Source organism: Thiemannella venezuelensis (genome assembly GCF_014203605.1).
GTDB lineage: Bacteria > Actinomycetota > Actinomycetes > Streptosporangiales > Streptosporangiaceae > Planomonospora_A > Planomonospora_A venezuelensis.
Genome location: NZ_JACHJJ010000003.1, coordinates 284,845 through 298,427, shown reverse-complemented (window position 1 = coordinate 298,427; position 13,583 = coordinate 284,845). Strand labels below are relative to the sequence as shown.

Here is a 13,583-nt window from a genome sequence, read left to right as displayed (position 1 = left end):
ATGCTGCCCGCCCCGCTGACCATGGAGGTACGGCGGGGCGCCATCGCGCAGCTCGGCTCGCTGCTGGCCGACAGCCGGGTGGCGACCTCCGGGCGGGTGGCGGTGGCGGTGGGCGCCGGGCAGGGCGACCGGATCACCGAGGTGATCGCGCCCTCCCTCGGCGAGGCCCAGGTCTTCCGGGTGCCCGACGGCTCGGTCGACGCGGCGGTGACGCTCGGCGCCGACCTGCGCAAGGGCGCCTACGAGGCGCTCGTCGGCATCGGCGGCGGCAAGACGATCGACGCGACCAAGTACGCCGCGTCGCTCGCCGGGATCCCGATGGTGGCGGTGGCCACCAACCTCTCGCACGACGGGATCTGCTCGCCGGTGGCGTCGCTGACCCACGAGAGCGGCAAGGGCTCTTTCGGCGTGCCGATGCCGCTGGCCATCGTGGTCGACCTCGACTTCGTGCACGACGCCCCGCCGTCGCTGGTCCGCTCCGGGGTCGGCGACGTGGTCAGCAACCTCTCGGCGATCGAGGACTGGCAGCTGGGCAACGTCGAGCGGGGCGAGCCGATCGACGGCCTGGCCTGCTCGATGGCCCGCACCGCGGCGGAGGCGGTGGTCGGCAGGCGCGACTCGATCGAGTCCGACGCCTTCCTGACCGTGCTGGCCGAGGCGCTCATCCTGTCGGGGATGTCGATGGTCATCGCGGGGTCGTCCCGTCCCTCCAGCGGCGGAGACCATGAGATCCTGCATGCCGTGGATCAGCTCTTCCCCGGCACCTCCAACCACGGCGAGCTCGCCGGGATCGGTGCCGCCTTCTGCTTCTTCCTCCGCGAGGACTCGCGGAGGCTGACCCAGGTCGTCGAGTGCCTGCGCGGGCACGAGCTCCCGGTCAGCCCGACGGACGTCGGGCTGACCGCCGAGCAGTTCACCGCCGCGGTCATGCTGGCGCCCTCGACCCGCCCCGGGCGTTACACGATCCTGGAGCACCTGCGCCTGTCGGAGTCGGAGATCAGGGATCGGGTGGAGGACTATGTCCGGGCCGTCGGTCGCTGAGCTCCGTGCGGTGGCCCAGCCGCACTCGACGATGGAGCGCAACAGCGGCGAGCACTGGGCCGGCGTGCTCTACATGCGCAAGCTGTCGATCTACGTCACCTGGTTCCTCGCCAAGACGCCGATCACGCCCAACCAGACCACCTGGCTGATGATCCTGTGCGGTCTGGCGGCGGGCGGCGTCCTGGCGCTGCCCGGCCTCTGGGCGGCGGTGGGCGCGGCCCTGCTGGTCCAGGTCTACCTGCTGCTCGACTGCTCCGACGGCGAGCTGGCCCGGTGGACGGGGCGGACCTCCATCACCGGCGTCTACCTCGACCGGGTCGGCCACTACTTCGCCGAGGCGGCCCTGCTGATCGGGCTGGGCTTCCGGGCCTCGGAGACCCTCCCCGACTGGTACACCGTGGCGGGCTTCGCCGCGGCGCTCGGTGCGATCCTGATCAAGGCGGAGACCGATCTGGTCGACGTGGCCCGGGCCCGCTCCGGGCTGGTGGCGGCGACCGAGGCGGCGGCCGAGCAGTTCCACTCGCGGGGCCTGAGCCTGGCGCGGAAGGCCGCGGCGGCGCTCAGGTTCCACCGGATCGTCCAGGCGGTGGAGCTGTCGCTCCTGGTCGTGGTCGCCGCGGTCTGGGACCTGGTGAGCGGGGGTCTGGCCGCGACCCGGGTGCTGGCGGTGGCCTGCGTCGCGGTCGCGGCGCTCCAGATGGTCCTGCACCTGGTCAGCATTCTGGCCTCCAGGCGGCTCTCATGAGGAACCGGACGGCGTCCCGGTGCGTCGTAGGTGCGAGCACCTCACTGTTCGGTGGGTGTTCGCTGACGGTTCCGATACGCTTGTCCTCTGGTCAATCCCAGGCCCGCATGTCCGCCAGAATTGCCCGCCCCAGCAGACTCGGTGATCATGAAAGTATGTTCCGCACGTGCTCTCGACGCGTCAAGGCGATGACGCGTTGAAGATCTCGTGCGTCATCCTCACCATGGGAAACCGGATCCCGGAGCTGGGCCGGGCGGTCGAGTCCGCGCTGAACCAGGACGACGGCGACGTCGAGGTGGTCATCGTCGGCAACGGTGCGGACGTCCCCGAGCTCTCGGTCGCCGTTCCGCCCGGCTCCTCGGCCTCGATCAAGACCGTGCGCCTGTCGCACAACGCCGGCATCCCGGCCGGGCGCAACCGCGGGGTCGAGGAGTGCTCCGGCGACGTGGTGCTCTTCCTCGACGACGACGGCTGGTACGGGGCGATGGACGTCGTCTCCCACCTGCGTGAGCGCTTCTCGACCGAGCACGACCTCGCGGTCGTCTCCTTCCGGGTGATGGACCCCGACGGCGGCGTCGGCCAGCGCCGCCACGTCCCCCGGCTCCGTGCGGGCGACCCCGAGCGCTCCTCCCCGGTCACCACCTTCCTCGGCGGCGCCTGCGCGATCCGCCGCTCCGCCTTCCTCCAGGTCGGCGGCCTGCCCGAGCGGTTCTTCTACGCCCACGAGGAGACCGACCTGGCCTGGCGCCTGCTCGGTGAGGGCTACCGCATCGAGTACGACGCCCAGACCGTCATGTACCACCCGCAGGTCCCGCCGACCCGGCACGCCGACTTCTACCGCCTCAACGCCCGCAACCGGGTCTGGCTGGCGCGTCGCAACCTGCCCTGGTCCCTCGCCGTCCTCTATCTTCTCAACTGGGTGGTCCTCACCCTGCTCCGGGAGCGTTCTCGGCCGGCGCTGCGCGCCTGGTTCAAGGGCTTCAGGGAAGGACTGAGAGAACCTGCGGGCGAGCGCCGTCCCATGGGCTGGAAGACGGCCTGGCGCATGCTCCGCCTGGGCCGCCCGCCCATCGTCTGATCCGTACGGGTGCCGCGAAAGGGTTCCGGCGTGGACGTCTACACCCTCGGCGAGGCCTTCGGCGTCGTCACCAGCGGCCGGATCCGGCACGAGCACGAGGCACGGCTGGACGTGACCGGCGCCGAGCTCGCCGTCGCCGTGGGGCTGGCCAGGCTCGGGCACGAGGTGAGCTGGCTGGGCAAGGTGGGCGAGGACGAGCTCGGCGTCAGGATCCTGTCGGCGCTGCGCGGCGAGGGCGTGGACGTCTCCGACGCCCGGGTGGCCGGAGGGCTCCCGACCGGGATGATCCTGAAGGAGGCGCGCACCGGCCAGGCGGCCCGGCTCACCTACTACCCGACGGCCGTCCGGCTGGCCCAGGGGAACGTCCCCGTGGACCGCGTCACCCAGGCCCGGTTCCTGCACGTCAGCGGGGTCACCGCCGCGCTGAACGCGCGCGACGCCATGAACGCCGCGGTCCGGGCGGCCCGGACCGCGGGGGTGGCGGTCTCCGTGGCGGTCGACTACGACGAGCGGCTCTGGCCCGATCTGAAGGAGGCCGAGGAGATCCTCGGCGCGCTGGCCCGCGCCGCCGACGTGCTGTTCGTCCGCCAGTGCGAGCTGGACCTGGTCAAACCCGCGCTCAACGGCGACCGGGAGGTCATCGTGAACCGGGGGACCCGCGGCGCGAGCGTCCGGGTGAACGGCGTCCGGTACGACGCGTCCGGTGTCACCGCGCCCGTGGTCGACCCCACCGGGTCGAGGCCCGCCTTCGTCGCGGGCTATCTCAGCGCCCTGCTGGAGAGCCTGCACCCCGCCGACCGGCTGCGCCGAGGCGCCCTGCTGGCCGCCTTCGCCGCCTCCGGCCCCAGCGACTGGCAGTCCCTGCCCACCCGGGACGAACTCCCCCTCCTGGAGACCGACGGCTGAGAGCCCGCGCCTGCGTACACGTCTGCCGCCGTTTCACGTCGAAGTCCTGCTTCAGGCTCTCCGGGCCGCACCCACTACCTGGCAGCCGCGGCCGCTTTCGCCGAGGAGACCGGCATCACTCACCTCGCCATCCGGGACCCTTCGGTGACCGGCGCTGTCCACTGTCCGGCTCTCCGAAGCGGACGCACTGGGAGACGCGCAGTTCTCCGATGGAGGTCCGTGACGACCTCTTCGCCGCCGCCCGAGGATTTCTGAACGATCTGCAGCAGGTGTGCGAGGACCAGATCGTGGATCCGAACCTCCGGATCCACGCGGCGCTGGCCGCGATCGGAGCCGTCTCCGGAGACCTTGCGAACACGGCCTGACCGAGGGGCCGGCAGAGCGGATCCCGCCTTCCCTACAGCGCCTTCGCCTCGCCGAAGGACATGGAGGTGTGGGCGACGGTGGCGGTGACCAGGGCCCGCCTGGGCAGGCCGAGCTCGCTGAGCTCCCTGGCGACGGGGTGGTTGCCCAGCCGGACCAGCGCGCCGCCCGGGCGGACGCGGACGCCGCGCGGGGTGAAGGACCAGGGGATGCGGCGGGTGACGCCGTCCAGGTGGCTGTAGGCGTCCAGGCGGCCCGCCGCGCCGGGCACCGGGACCCCGGGCCGGATGAGCATGTCGACGACCATGCGGTCGTCCTTGCGGACGATGCACCGCTTGTACGGCGAGGCCAGGCGGAGGTCGATGCCGGCCAGCTCCTTGGGGAAGCCCCAGATCGTCCGCCCCGCCTCCAGGGTGAAGCCCTGGTCGACGGGGAGCCAGTGCACGAACGTCCCGGCGCCGGAGCGGCGCAGCTCCGACAGGCCGGCGAGCAGGCCCCGGCGGGGTGCGGGCCCGGCCTCGGGCGGACGGACCAGGAAGACGACCCCGAACTCGTGGTAGGCGTCCAGGTCGCCGTCGGTGTAGTCGACGAACGCCAGGGAGCAGACGGCCCTGCCGGGCAGGACCTCGGCCACGTCGAGCCCGGTGTAGGCGATCACCGCCCGGGCCGCGTCGGCCCGCACGAGGTAGGAGGCGGTGCAGACGGCGGCGTCCCGGACGCGCACCGGCATGGCCACCTCGCGTCCCTGGATCAGATGGCGTGCCATGGTTCAAGTAGACCAAGCCCGCGGCCGCCCGTCACGGGTTTGCCCGCCCACTCCTCCAGGTGGCGGACGAACTCCTCCGCGTGGCCGGGCCAGTCGTGCTCGCGCGCCGCCTCGGCGTGGCCGCGTGCGCCCATCGCCGCGGCCTCCTCCGGGTCCTCCCGCAGCGCGAGCACGGCCGCCACCGCGGCGTCCACGTCCCCGAAGGGCACGACGACTCCGCATCCGGCCCGCTCGACCAGGGAGGCGGCCGCCGGGAGCGGGGTGGTGACCACCGGCAGGCCGCGGGCCATGTACTCGACGACCTTGGTCGGCATCGACCGCCGGTAGTTGGGCAGGTCGTGCAGGAGGGAGAGCCCGGCGAGCGCCCCCTCGGCCATCCGCAGCGCGTGCCGGTTGGGCACGTATCCGTACCAGTCGAGCACTCCCTCCCGCTGCGCGTCCCGCAGCAGCGGCCGGACCTCGGCGTCGGCGGCGCCGATCAGGTCCAGCCGGATCCCGTGCGGGAGCAGCCGCCGGGCGAGCTCGATGAGTTCCGCCGCGCCCCTGGCCCGGGAGAGGTGGCCCACGTGGACCACCCGGTCGCGGCCGGGCGGGGGAGGCGGTCGCCGGGGCACGTAGGTGGTGTTGCGGACGACGGGGTGGGCGGAGGCGAACCGCTCGCGGTAGGCCTCCTCGGCCAGGATCAGGTGGAGGCGGCGCTCGGCGCGGGCCTCGATCCGGCGGACCAGCGCGGGCAGGAGCAGGCGCAGGGCCGCGGGCAGGTAGTCCTTGGCGGCCAGGGCGGCGGCGGTGTCCTCGTGCACGTCCCAGACGGTGACGGGGCGGCGCCTGGGCAGCCGGAGCAGCAGCTCGATGTCGTGGACGATCAGCAGGTCGGCGCCTTCGGAGCCGCGCTTCAGCGCCCGGCGGGCGGCCCTGAGCGCGCGCCGCCGGCGGCGGCCCGTCGCGCGGGGCACGTCCACCGCCCGGATGCCCGGCTCCGGGGTGACGTTGCAGTCGGTGAAGGGCGCGACGTAGGTGACCTCGTGCCCGGCCTCGATGAGCGCCCGGATCTGCCGATGCATGATCCGGGCGTCTTCGGGGTGATGAACGATTGTCCCGACGCATACCCGCATATGCCGATGCTGGGTGTCGCTTCCGTCATCACCGGATGTGCCGGGTTAATTACCGGGTAACTGCCGCTGAACTCTCCTTGGCCCCGGCCGGGGCGTCCTTCTCCGCGGAGGGTTCGGAGGGGCGCCGGTAGAGCCAGACCAGGCGGGGCTCCAGCAGCCACTTGAAGAGCGTGCGGGTCTCCGGCAGGCAGAGCACGATGGCCAGCGCCACCGAGCTCGACATGATGGCCAGCACGCCCAGCGGGCCGTGCAGCCAGGAGAAGTTCAGCCAGCCCTGGTCCTTGGCGACGAGCACCACCACGCCGTGCAGCAGGTAGGCGTAGAGCGTGCGGGTGCCGAGGTCGGAGAACCAGGTCTCGCGCCGGGGCACCAGGGCCAGCAGCGCGAACGTCAGGACGAGCGCCGCGACCAGGATGGCGCCGCGGACGCCGAGCCCGATCCACCAGTCCATGTCCATCTTCTTGAAGCTGTAGCGGAAGTAGACGGGCTTGAGGCTGACGCGCGGCGCGATGACGATCGCCACGGCGGCGGCGCCCGCCATCACGACGCCCGCCGTGATCCGCACCCAGAGCGGCTTGAGCAGGTCGAAGTGCTCCGGCTTGAGCATCATGCCGAGCACGTAGAACGGGAGCAGCCCGAAGAACCGGTCGAGGCTGAAGTCGCCGGAGATCTCCGAGAACCCGGCCATCATGTAGATGGCCACCGCGACCAGCAGGGGCTGCCGCATGCGGGTCCAGATGGGGGAGGAGATCCGCCAGAGCACCAGGGCCAGCAGGTACCAGTTCAGCCAGGCCGGGTCGATGATCGTCAGGGTCCACTTCTGGCCCACCGCGGCGCGGAGCAGCGCGTAGCCGATCTCCACGACCACGTACGGCACCAGCATGGTGTCGACCAGCTTGTTGATCTTCGCGTTGGAGTTCCAGAAGTTCCGGCCGAGATAGCCGCTGATCAGCACGAACGCCGGCATGTGGAACGTGTAGATGAACAGGTACACGGACTTGGCCGAGTGCGCCTCGAACGTGGGCACGAGCGCGTGCCCGGTGACGACCATGGCGATCAGCACGAACTTGACGTTGTCGAGGTACGGCTCGCGCTTCTTCCTGGCCGGGGGAGCCTCGGGCTCCTCCTCGGGACCCGCTCCGCCCCCGTGCCGCGGCTCCTCCCCGGGGTGGCGCCCCCACGCCCCGCTCCACGAGGCGGGCTCGGGCTCCCGCTCCGGGGAGCTCCCCCAGTAGGAGAAGGGCCGCTCGCCGGGGGCGGTCTGCGGGACCGGAGCAACCTGCGGGGCCGGAGCGGCCTGCGGGACGGGGAGCCCGCCGACCTCCAGCGGGCCGGACGGCCGGGGCTCCTCGTAGACCGGGTAGCCCCACGCGGTGACCTCGCCGGGCGACTCCTCCTCGCGCGCCCGGCGCCCGCGCCGCCCGGAGACGGCCGGCCCGGAGTCCGGCAGCTCGGGCCAGGCGGGCTCGGGCCGGGCCGACGGAGAGGGCTGCGCGTTCTCGGGCATCGGCCACGGTGCGGGCTTCCGCCCCTGTCCGGCGGCGAACCCGCCGGGAACGCCGCCGGAGGCGTCGTCGTCCCTGGGCGCCGGAACCGGGAAGGGGGGTCGGGTGTCGCTCACGAGGGGGATGCTCAGCTATCTGTCGGAGACGGAGGTCGCTGCCCGCCGGGACGGACAGGTCGTCGGACACGCCGGCGAAGGTGCCCCGGGGACGGTGACCGCGCGGGGTTTCGCCTCGCCGACCCGACTCGACCACCCTAAACCGGTGGCGTGCGGACTGTCGCACGACCGGGGATGTTCGAGCCGGTTAACGGGAAATTGTAATTGTTCGGCCGCCGTGGGACCACGCCGGAGGCGCGGCCCCACGGCGGCCGCGGGCTCACTGGCAGGGGTCGGTCTTGGTGTCGACCACGGAGTCCTTGAGGGAGTCGGGGATCTTGGTGGGGACCCGGACGCCCTTCCAGTCGTCGCCGATGACCAGCTGGACGACCGGGCCGGCGGGGGTCTCGGTGATCGGGGTGGCCGGCGCGTACTTCGTGATGGTGCCGGGCTTGACCTTGCCCTCGGTCGGGGCGAGCTTCTCGCCGGAGAGCCGCGCGGCCAGCGCGTCGGCGTAGGCCGGCCCCTCCGCGGCGTCCTTCTTGCCGTAGCGCACCGCGGTCGCGGGCACGTTCCCCGCGGCCGTCGTGGCGTCGCCGACGTGGGTCACCACGAAGCCCTGGGCGGCCAGCTTCCCGGCGACCTCCGTGGCCAGCCCCGGCTTGCCGGTGCCGTTGAAGACCTGGACCCGGACCTGCTCGTGCTTGACGGCCGGCTTGGCGGGGCCGCTGCTGGGAGAGGCGGTGGGGACGACCTCGGTGTCGTTCTTGATGGACTCGAACAGCTCGTTCGCCTGCGGCTGCTTCCAGACGACCCGGTTCTTGTCGGCCGGGTCCGCGCCCCACGGGACGGTGATGAACTTGACGCCGCTCGCGGTCAGCGCCTTGGCGCTGGAGGCGATGTCGACCAGGGTCTGGGGGTCCTTCGCCAGTTCCTCGTCCATCCGGACCGACCTGGCCGCCTGGGTGACGAAGTCGAGGAGCCTCGCGGGGTCGGTGAGCAGGTCGCTGCTGGTCGCCTTCTGCACCACCTTGGTGAGGAAGACCTGCTGGCGCTTGATCCGCTGGATGTCGCTGCCGTCGCCGTAGTCGCGCAGCCGCACGTAGCCCAGGGCCTTCTCCCCGTTGAGGTTGTTCCAGCCCGCGGGGAGGGTGAGCTTGGCCTTCTTGCTGTCGACCGGGCTCTTCAGGCAGATCCTGATGCCGCCCAGGGCGTCCACGATGTTCTTGAAGCCGGTGAAGTCCACCTCGACGAAGTGGTCGATGCGGATGTCGGTCAGAGCTTCGATCGTGTCGATCGTGCAGGTGATGCCGCCCACGTTGTAGGCGGAGTTGATCATGTCGTGCCGGGCGGCGACCGGAGCGCCGTTCTCGTTCCTGCAGGCGGGCATGTCCACCATGGAGTCGCGGGGGAAGCTGACCAGCGTCGCCTTGTCGCGGTTGGGCGAGATGTGCATGAGGATGATCGTGTCGGTGCGCTTGCCCGCGTCGGCCATCTTCTGGCCGTATCTGAGGTTGTCGCCCTCGCGGGTGTCCGAGCCGACCAGCAGCACGTTGAGCGCCCCGGTCTGGTTGACCGGCCGGTTCTCGCTGAGCTTGTCCTTGATCGAGACGCCCTCGATGTTGCCGAGGGTGTCGCGGTAGAGCTTGTAGCCGCCGAGGGTGCCGAGCACCAGGAGGCCGGTCAGGCCGATGCTGGCCCAGCCGCCCGGGCCGATGCGCCGGGTCCGGCTCCCTCTGCCGCCCCTGCCGCGGGGCGGCTCACCGCCCCGCGCGCGGTCCTCCGGCGGCGGGCCGCCGTCGCCGGCGCGCCGGGAGGCCCGGCGGCCGGGCACGGCAGGTACGGCCTGGCGCTCCTTCACGGCGACATGCCGGTGGTCGCTCATGCGATCCCCTCGCTTGGCGGCAACACACTGGGCTGCTTGAACTCGCTCATCGCGCCCAAAGAGTAGGTCACGCGACGCGCGCGGGGAGCCGTGATGGGCTGAATTTGGCCATGGCGGTCCCCCTCGCCGTCCTGATGATCCGGCCGCCAAGCATACTCAAATTCGGACATTTCATGGAATGTTCTTGAAAAAAGCTTTACCCGTGACCAGGGCGAGGGCCAGGCAGGCGAGCGGCACGGCGGGCAGGACGTACCGGTAGTCGAACTCCGCCACGGCCGGAGGCACCACGAGCAGGGCCACCGCCGTCACCCAGGGCAGCGCCCACGCCGCCGAGCCCGCCCCCGGGTCCGCGTCCGCCGCGCCGCCGGAGGCGTCCGCCGCCCCCCTCCGGGCACGCCGCCACCGCAGGCCCGCCAGGGCCGGCGGGAGCAGCAGGACCACCAGCAGCACCGCGCCGGGCAGCCGGACCGCGTCCTGGTAGGACCGCATCCAGCCGGCGTACGGCTCGGCGATCACGGTGGAGATCGGCCCCCGCTCGTAGCGCTGCGCGAACTCCGCCCCGACCGTGGCCGGGTACCGGCCCGGCGGCGGCGGGGTCGCGGCCGGGAACCGGTAGTAGCCGTAGACCTCCGCGTCCGGGTAGACCGGGCGGTCCCAGGTGAAGGAGCGGGCCAGCTCCGACAGGACCGAGCCGGCGTAGTCGAGCGGCTGGCTCCGGATGGCCAGCGAGGCGAACCGCCCGGCCAGGGTGTCGGTCTCCTCGGTGAAGGTGATGCCGGGCAGCTTCACCAGCGCGGACTCGGAGCTCCAGATGTACTCCTGCGCGGGGGGCCGCTGCGCCGGCGGCCGGGGGTCGCAGAGCACCGCCAGGTCCGGCGGGGGGTCCATCACCGAGCAGTCGGCGAACGTCATCGTCTTGGAGTAGAGGAAGACCCCGTTCGCGCCCACGATGCCGACCCGCTGGTAGGTCGCGTGGAACCACACCCCGTAGCCCAGGACCGGCAGCGCCGCCGCGGCCAGCATGACCCCGGCCGCCAGGACCCGGCCCCGCGCCCGGTACAGCAGCCAGGCGGCGAAGACCGCGACCAGCGGGAGGCCGACGGTCCTGGTGAGCGTCGCCGCCGCGAGCAGCAGGCCGATCCCGCACGCCGTACGCCATGTCAGGCGCGGGGAGACGGACAGGCGGGCCGCCGCCACGACCAGCACGGCGAACAGGGTGTCGGAGACCAGCAGGTGCTCCAGCTCGACCTGGTAGGCGTCCAGGAGCGCGGGCGCCGAGGCGAGCGCCGCGGCCCACCCCGCAACGCCCGCCCGCCGGGCCGTCAGGTAGACCAGCACGCCGACGAGGAGCCCGAGCAGGTGCTGGGCCAGGGCGACGGCGGCGAAGCTGTGCAGCGGCTCCAGCAGGCGCAGGAACATCGAGTACCCGGCGGGGCGGACCAGGTCGGGGCGGGGCCTCAGCGCGGTGACGACGTAGGTGTAGGAGTCGGGGAACCAGAGCGCCGGCCGGTAGCCCAGCATCGTGACCGCCCGCAGGACGGCCCCGGCCCCCAGCACTCCCAGGAACCACCGGTGGTCGCGGAGCGACGGCGGCCGCCGGTCCCCCCGCAGCCGCGGCGCACGCCCGCGCGACGGCCTCCGCGCGAGGTCGCCGATCCGGGCCGTCCACCGCCTCCACGCCGCAAGCGCCCGGTCCCGCCGCACCAGCCCGACCACCCGCCGCCCCTTTCGCACGTCCCGCGTACGTTATCGGCTCCGGCGGGTCCGGGCCGGTCGCCGGCGGCGGGATCGCGAGGCGGGCCGTACCGGCCGCTGCCGCTACCCTCGGTCAATCATGGAGGCCGGTCTGCTGGATCGTGTGCGGAGACCCTCGGCGGGACGGGTGCTCGCCGCGGTGTCGGCCGCGCCCGCGCTCGTGCTCGCGGGCTGGCTGCTGGCCGGGCTCCCGCTGCTGCTGCTCGGCCGGTTCCACCCGCTCGTCGCGGTCCCGTCGGGCACGGCCGCCGCCGTTCTGCTCTGCCGGTACGGCCTGCGCCGCCTGCCCGCGATCCCCGGGGCGACCGCCCGGCAGACGGGCGGGGTGCTGGCCGCGGCGCTGGGCTCGTGGGTCGTCAACACCGTCCTCCACAGCGAGCAGCTGATCGTCCGCCGCGACCCCGCCACCTACGCGCAGTACGCCGCCTGGCTGGCGGAGCACGGTTCCCTGCCGATCCCGTACGGCGAGGCGGCCTTCGGCGGGCCCGACCCGGCACTCCTCTTCGGCAGCGTGGGCTTCTACGACCACGACGGTGCGGTCGTGCCGCAGTTCATGCCGGGGCCGCCGATGCTCCACGCGGCCGGGCACTGGCTGGGCGGCCTGCCCGGGCTGCTGCTCGCCCCGCCGGTGCTGGGCGCCCTGGCGGTGCTGGTCTTCGCCGGAGTGGTGGCCCGGCTGGCCGGGGCGCGCCGGGCGCCGGTCGCGGCGCTCGCGTTCGCGTTGAGCCTGCCGATCCTCTACACGTCCCGGACCTCCTTCAGCGAGATCCCGTCCCTGATCATGCTGTTCGGCGGCATGACCCTGCTGCTCGACGCCCGGTCCCGGCTCCCCGCGCCCTCGGGCGGGGCCGACGGAACCGCCGGAGGGGGCCGGGGGGCCGCCGCCGGGGCCGCCCTGGCCGGGCTGGTGCTCGGGCTGGCCGTCCTGGTCAGGATCGACGGCCTGCGGGACGTGCTGCCCGTGCCGGCCTACGCGGGCCTGCTGATCGCCCTGCGCCGGGTGGAGAACGGCGCGGAGGCGGCGCCGGACACCCACGAGGCGGAGCCACCCGGTGCCGAACGGACAGGACCCGGTCCGCGCCCGGAGGCGCGGCTCGGGGCGCCGCTGCTGGCCGGACTGCTGGCCGGGGCCGGTCTCGGCCTGGGCGCCGCCTCCCTGCTCTCCCGGCCGTACCTGAACTACCTCTCCGGCTCGCTGAAGCCCCTGCTGGCGGTCTGCGGAGCCGTCCTGCTCCTCACGCTGGCCGGAGCCGCGCTGGCTCCCCGGCTCGCGGGCCCGCTGCGCCGGGCCGCCCGGATCCGGCGGCTGCCCGGGATCGCCGGCGGGGCGGTCGCGGGCGTCGTGGCCCTGTTCGCGGCCCGGCCGTGGCTGCAGACCGTGACCCGGCACGCCACCACCCCCGAGGACCTGCTGACCTCCGAGTTCATCGCCAAGACCCAGCAGGCGAACGGGCTGCCGGCGGACGGCACCCGGCTCTACTACGAGGATTCGCTGCACTGGGTGGTCTGGTACGTCGGGCTCCCGGCCGTGGTGCTCGCCACGGCGGCGGCGGCCGTACTGACCCGGAGGGTGGCCAGAGGGGCCGCTCCGGAGTGGCTGCTCCCGCTGATGGTCATCGGCTGGACGACGGTCACCACGCTCTACCGCCCGGCCATCACCCCCGACCACCCCTTCGCCGCCCGTCGGCTGGTCCCCGTGGTGATCCCCGGCATGATCCTGCTCGCGGCCTGGGGCCTGCGCCGGATCGAGGAGAGGATCCGGGAGCCGGAGCACGCCGCCGCCCGGCTCCCGTCCGCGGTCAGAGACCTCCTGGCGGCCGTCCGGTCCTGGTTCGCCGCCGCTCCGGCCCGGTTCGCCGTCCTCGGCGCGGCGCTGCTGCTCGTCCCCCCGGCCGTCACCTCCATCGGTACCGCCTTCACGCCGGTCGGGCGGGGGGAGCGCGCGGCGGTCGAGGCCATGTGCGCCGCCCTCCCGGAGAACGCCTCGGTCCTGCTCGCGGAGCGGGTGACCGCCGACCGGTTCACCCAGCTCGTCCGGGGGCTGTGCGGCGTGCCCGCCGCCGGGGTCGCGGTCGTCCCCGGCACCAGCCTCCCGGCCCCGGCCGACGTCACCCGCCTGACCGGCCGGATCCGGGCGGCGGGCCGTACCCCGGTCCTGCTCGCCGCCGAGGCGGGTCAGCTCACGCCGTACGGCACGCCGGTGCGGGTGATGGCCCTGCGCACCCGGCAGGACGAGCGCTCCCTGGTCAAGGCCCCGGACGGGACCTGGTCCCTCGCGGTCGACGTCTGGATGGCGGTGCCCTGAGGCGCCCGGCGGCACCCGGCCCCT

11 protein-coding genes are annotated in these 13,583 nt (G+C 73.4%); 6 read left to right on the top strand and 5 right to left on the bottom strand.

Translation table 11 applies throughout. The features are described from left to right. The 5 genes from FHS22_RS06975 (at nt 1) to FHS22_RS06955 (ending at nt 4,135) form a co-directional block, all read left to right on the top strand. Entirely contained in the window at nt 1–1,041 is a 1,041-nt protein-coding gene (locus tag FHS22_RS06975; protein WP_184939653.1) for an iron-containing alcohol dehydrogenase family protein, read from the top strand. Then, the gene (locus FHS22_RS06970) at nt 1,019–1,786 is read left to right on the top strand and encodes a CDP-alcohol phosphatidyltransferase family protein (RefSeq protein WP_184939430.1); all 768 of its coding nucleotides are present in this window, start codon (nt 1,019–1,021) and stop codon (nt 1,784–1,786) included. The genes FHS22_RS06975 and FHS22_RS06970 overlap by 23 nt, the downstream gene beginning before the upstream one ends. Nucleotides 1,787–1,982: 196 nt before the next feature. Next, nucleotides 1,983–2,864 carry a glycosyltransferase family 2 protein gene (locus tag FHS22_RS06965; protein ID WP_184939652.1) on the top strand — a complete coding sequence of 294 codons (882 nt, stop codon included), beginning with the start codon at nt 1,983–1,985 and terminating at the stop codon, nt 2,862–2,864. Between the two features lie 30 nt (nt 2,865–2,894). Further along, nucleotides 2,895–3,770, top strand: coding sequence for a sugar kinase (locus FHS22_RS06960; protein ID WP_184939429.1), 876 nt, complete (start codon nt 2,895–2,897; stop codon nt 3,768–3,770). Nucleotides 3,771–3,979: 209 nt separating this feature from the next. Next, a complete protein-coding gene (locus FHS22_RS06955) occupies nt 3,980–4,135 on the top strand; it encodes a hypothetical protein (protein ID WP_184939427.1) in 156 nt (51 codons plus the stop codon). A 32-nt stretch (nt 4,136–4,167) separates the two neighbouring features. Here the strand turns inward: FHS22_RS06955 and FHS22_RS06950 are convergent, their stop codons facing one another. The 5 genes from FHS22_RS06950 to FHS22_RS06930 all read right to left on the bottom strand — a co-directional run bounded on the left by FHS22_RS06950 (nt 4,168) and on the right by FHS22_RS06930 (nt 11,233). Then, nucleotides 4,168–4,899 carry an acetoacetate decarboxylase family protein gene (locus tag FHS22_RS06950; RefSeq protein ID WP_184939426.1) on the bottom strand — a complete coding sequence of 244 codons (732 nt, stop codon included), beginning with the start codon at nt 4,897–4,899 and terminating at the stop codon, nt 4,168–4,170. After that, nucleotides 4,884–6,014: a glycosyltransferase gene (locus FHS22_RS06945; RefSeq protein ID WP_184939424.1), complete on the bottom strand. Its 1,131-nt coding sequence runs from the start codon at nt 6,012–6,014 to the stop codon at nt 4,884–4,886. The genes FHS22_RS06950 and FHS22_RS06945 overlap by 16 nt, the downstream gene beginning before the upstream one ends. 49 nt (nt 6,015–6,063) lie before the next feature. Further along, nucleotides 6,064–7,635, bottom strand: a complete 1,572-nt coding sequence (locus tag FHS22_RS06940) for an acyltransferase family protein (protein WP_184939423.1) — start codon at nt 7,633–7,635, stop codon at nt 6,064–6,066. Nucleotides 7,636–7,894: 259 nt separating this feature from the next. Then, the gene (locus FHS22_RS06935; RefSeq protein ID WP_184939421.1) at nt 7,895–9,499 is read right to left on the bottom strand and encodes an LCP family protein; all 1,605 of its coding nucleotides are present in this window, start codon (nt 9,497–9,499) and stop codon (nt 7,895–7,897) included. A 171-nt stretch (nt 9,500–9,670) separates the two neighbouring features. Next, nucleotides 9,671–11,233 (bottom strand): hypothetical protein, encoded by a 1,563-nt coding sequence (locus FHS22_RS06930; RefSeq protein WP_338047634.1) that lies wholly within the window; start codon nt 11,231–11,233, stop codon nt 9,671–9,673. A gap of 124 nt (nt 11,234–11,357) precedes the next feature. Here FHS22_RS06930 and FHS22_RS06925 point away from each other — a divergent pair, with 124 nt between their 5' ends. Beyond that, complete coding sequence (locus tag FHS22_RS06925) at nt 11,358–13,559, top strand: hypothetical protein (RefSeq protein WP_338047633.1); 2,202 nt, start codon at nt 11,358–11,360, stop codon at nt 13,557–13,559. Nucleotides 13,560–13,583 lie beyond the last annotated feature (24 nt).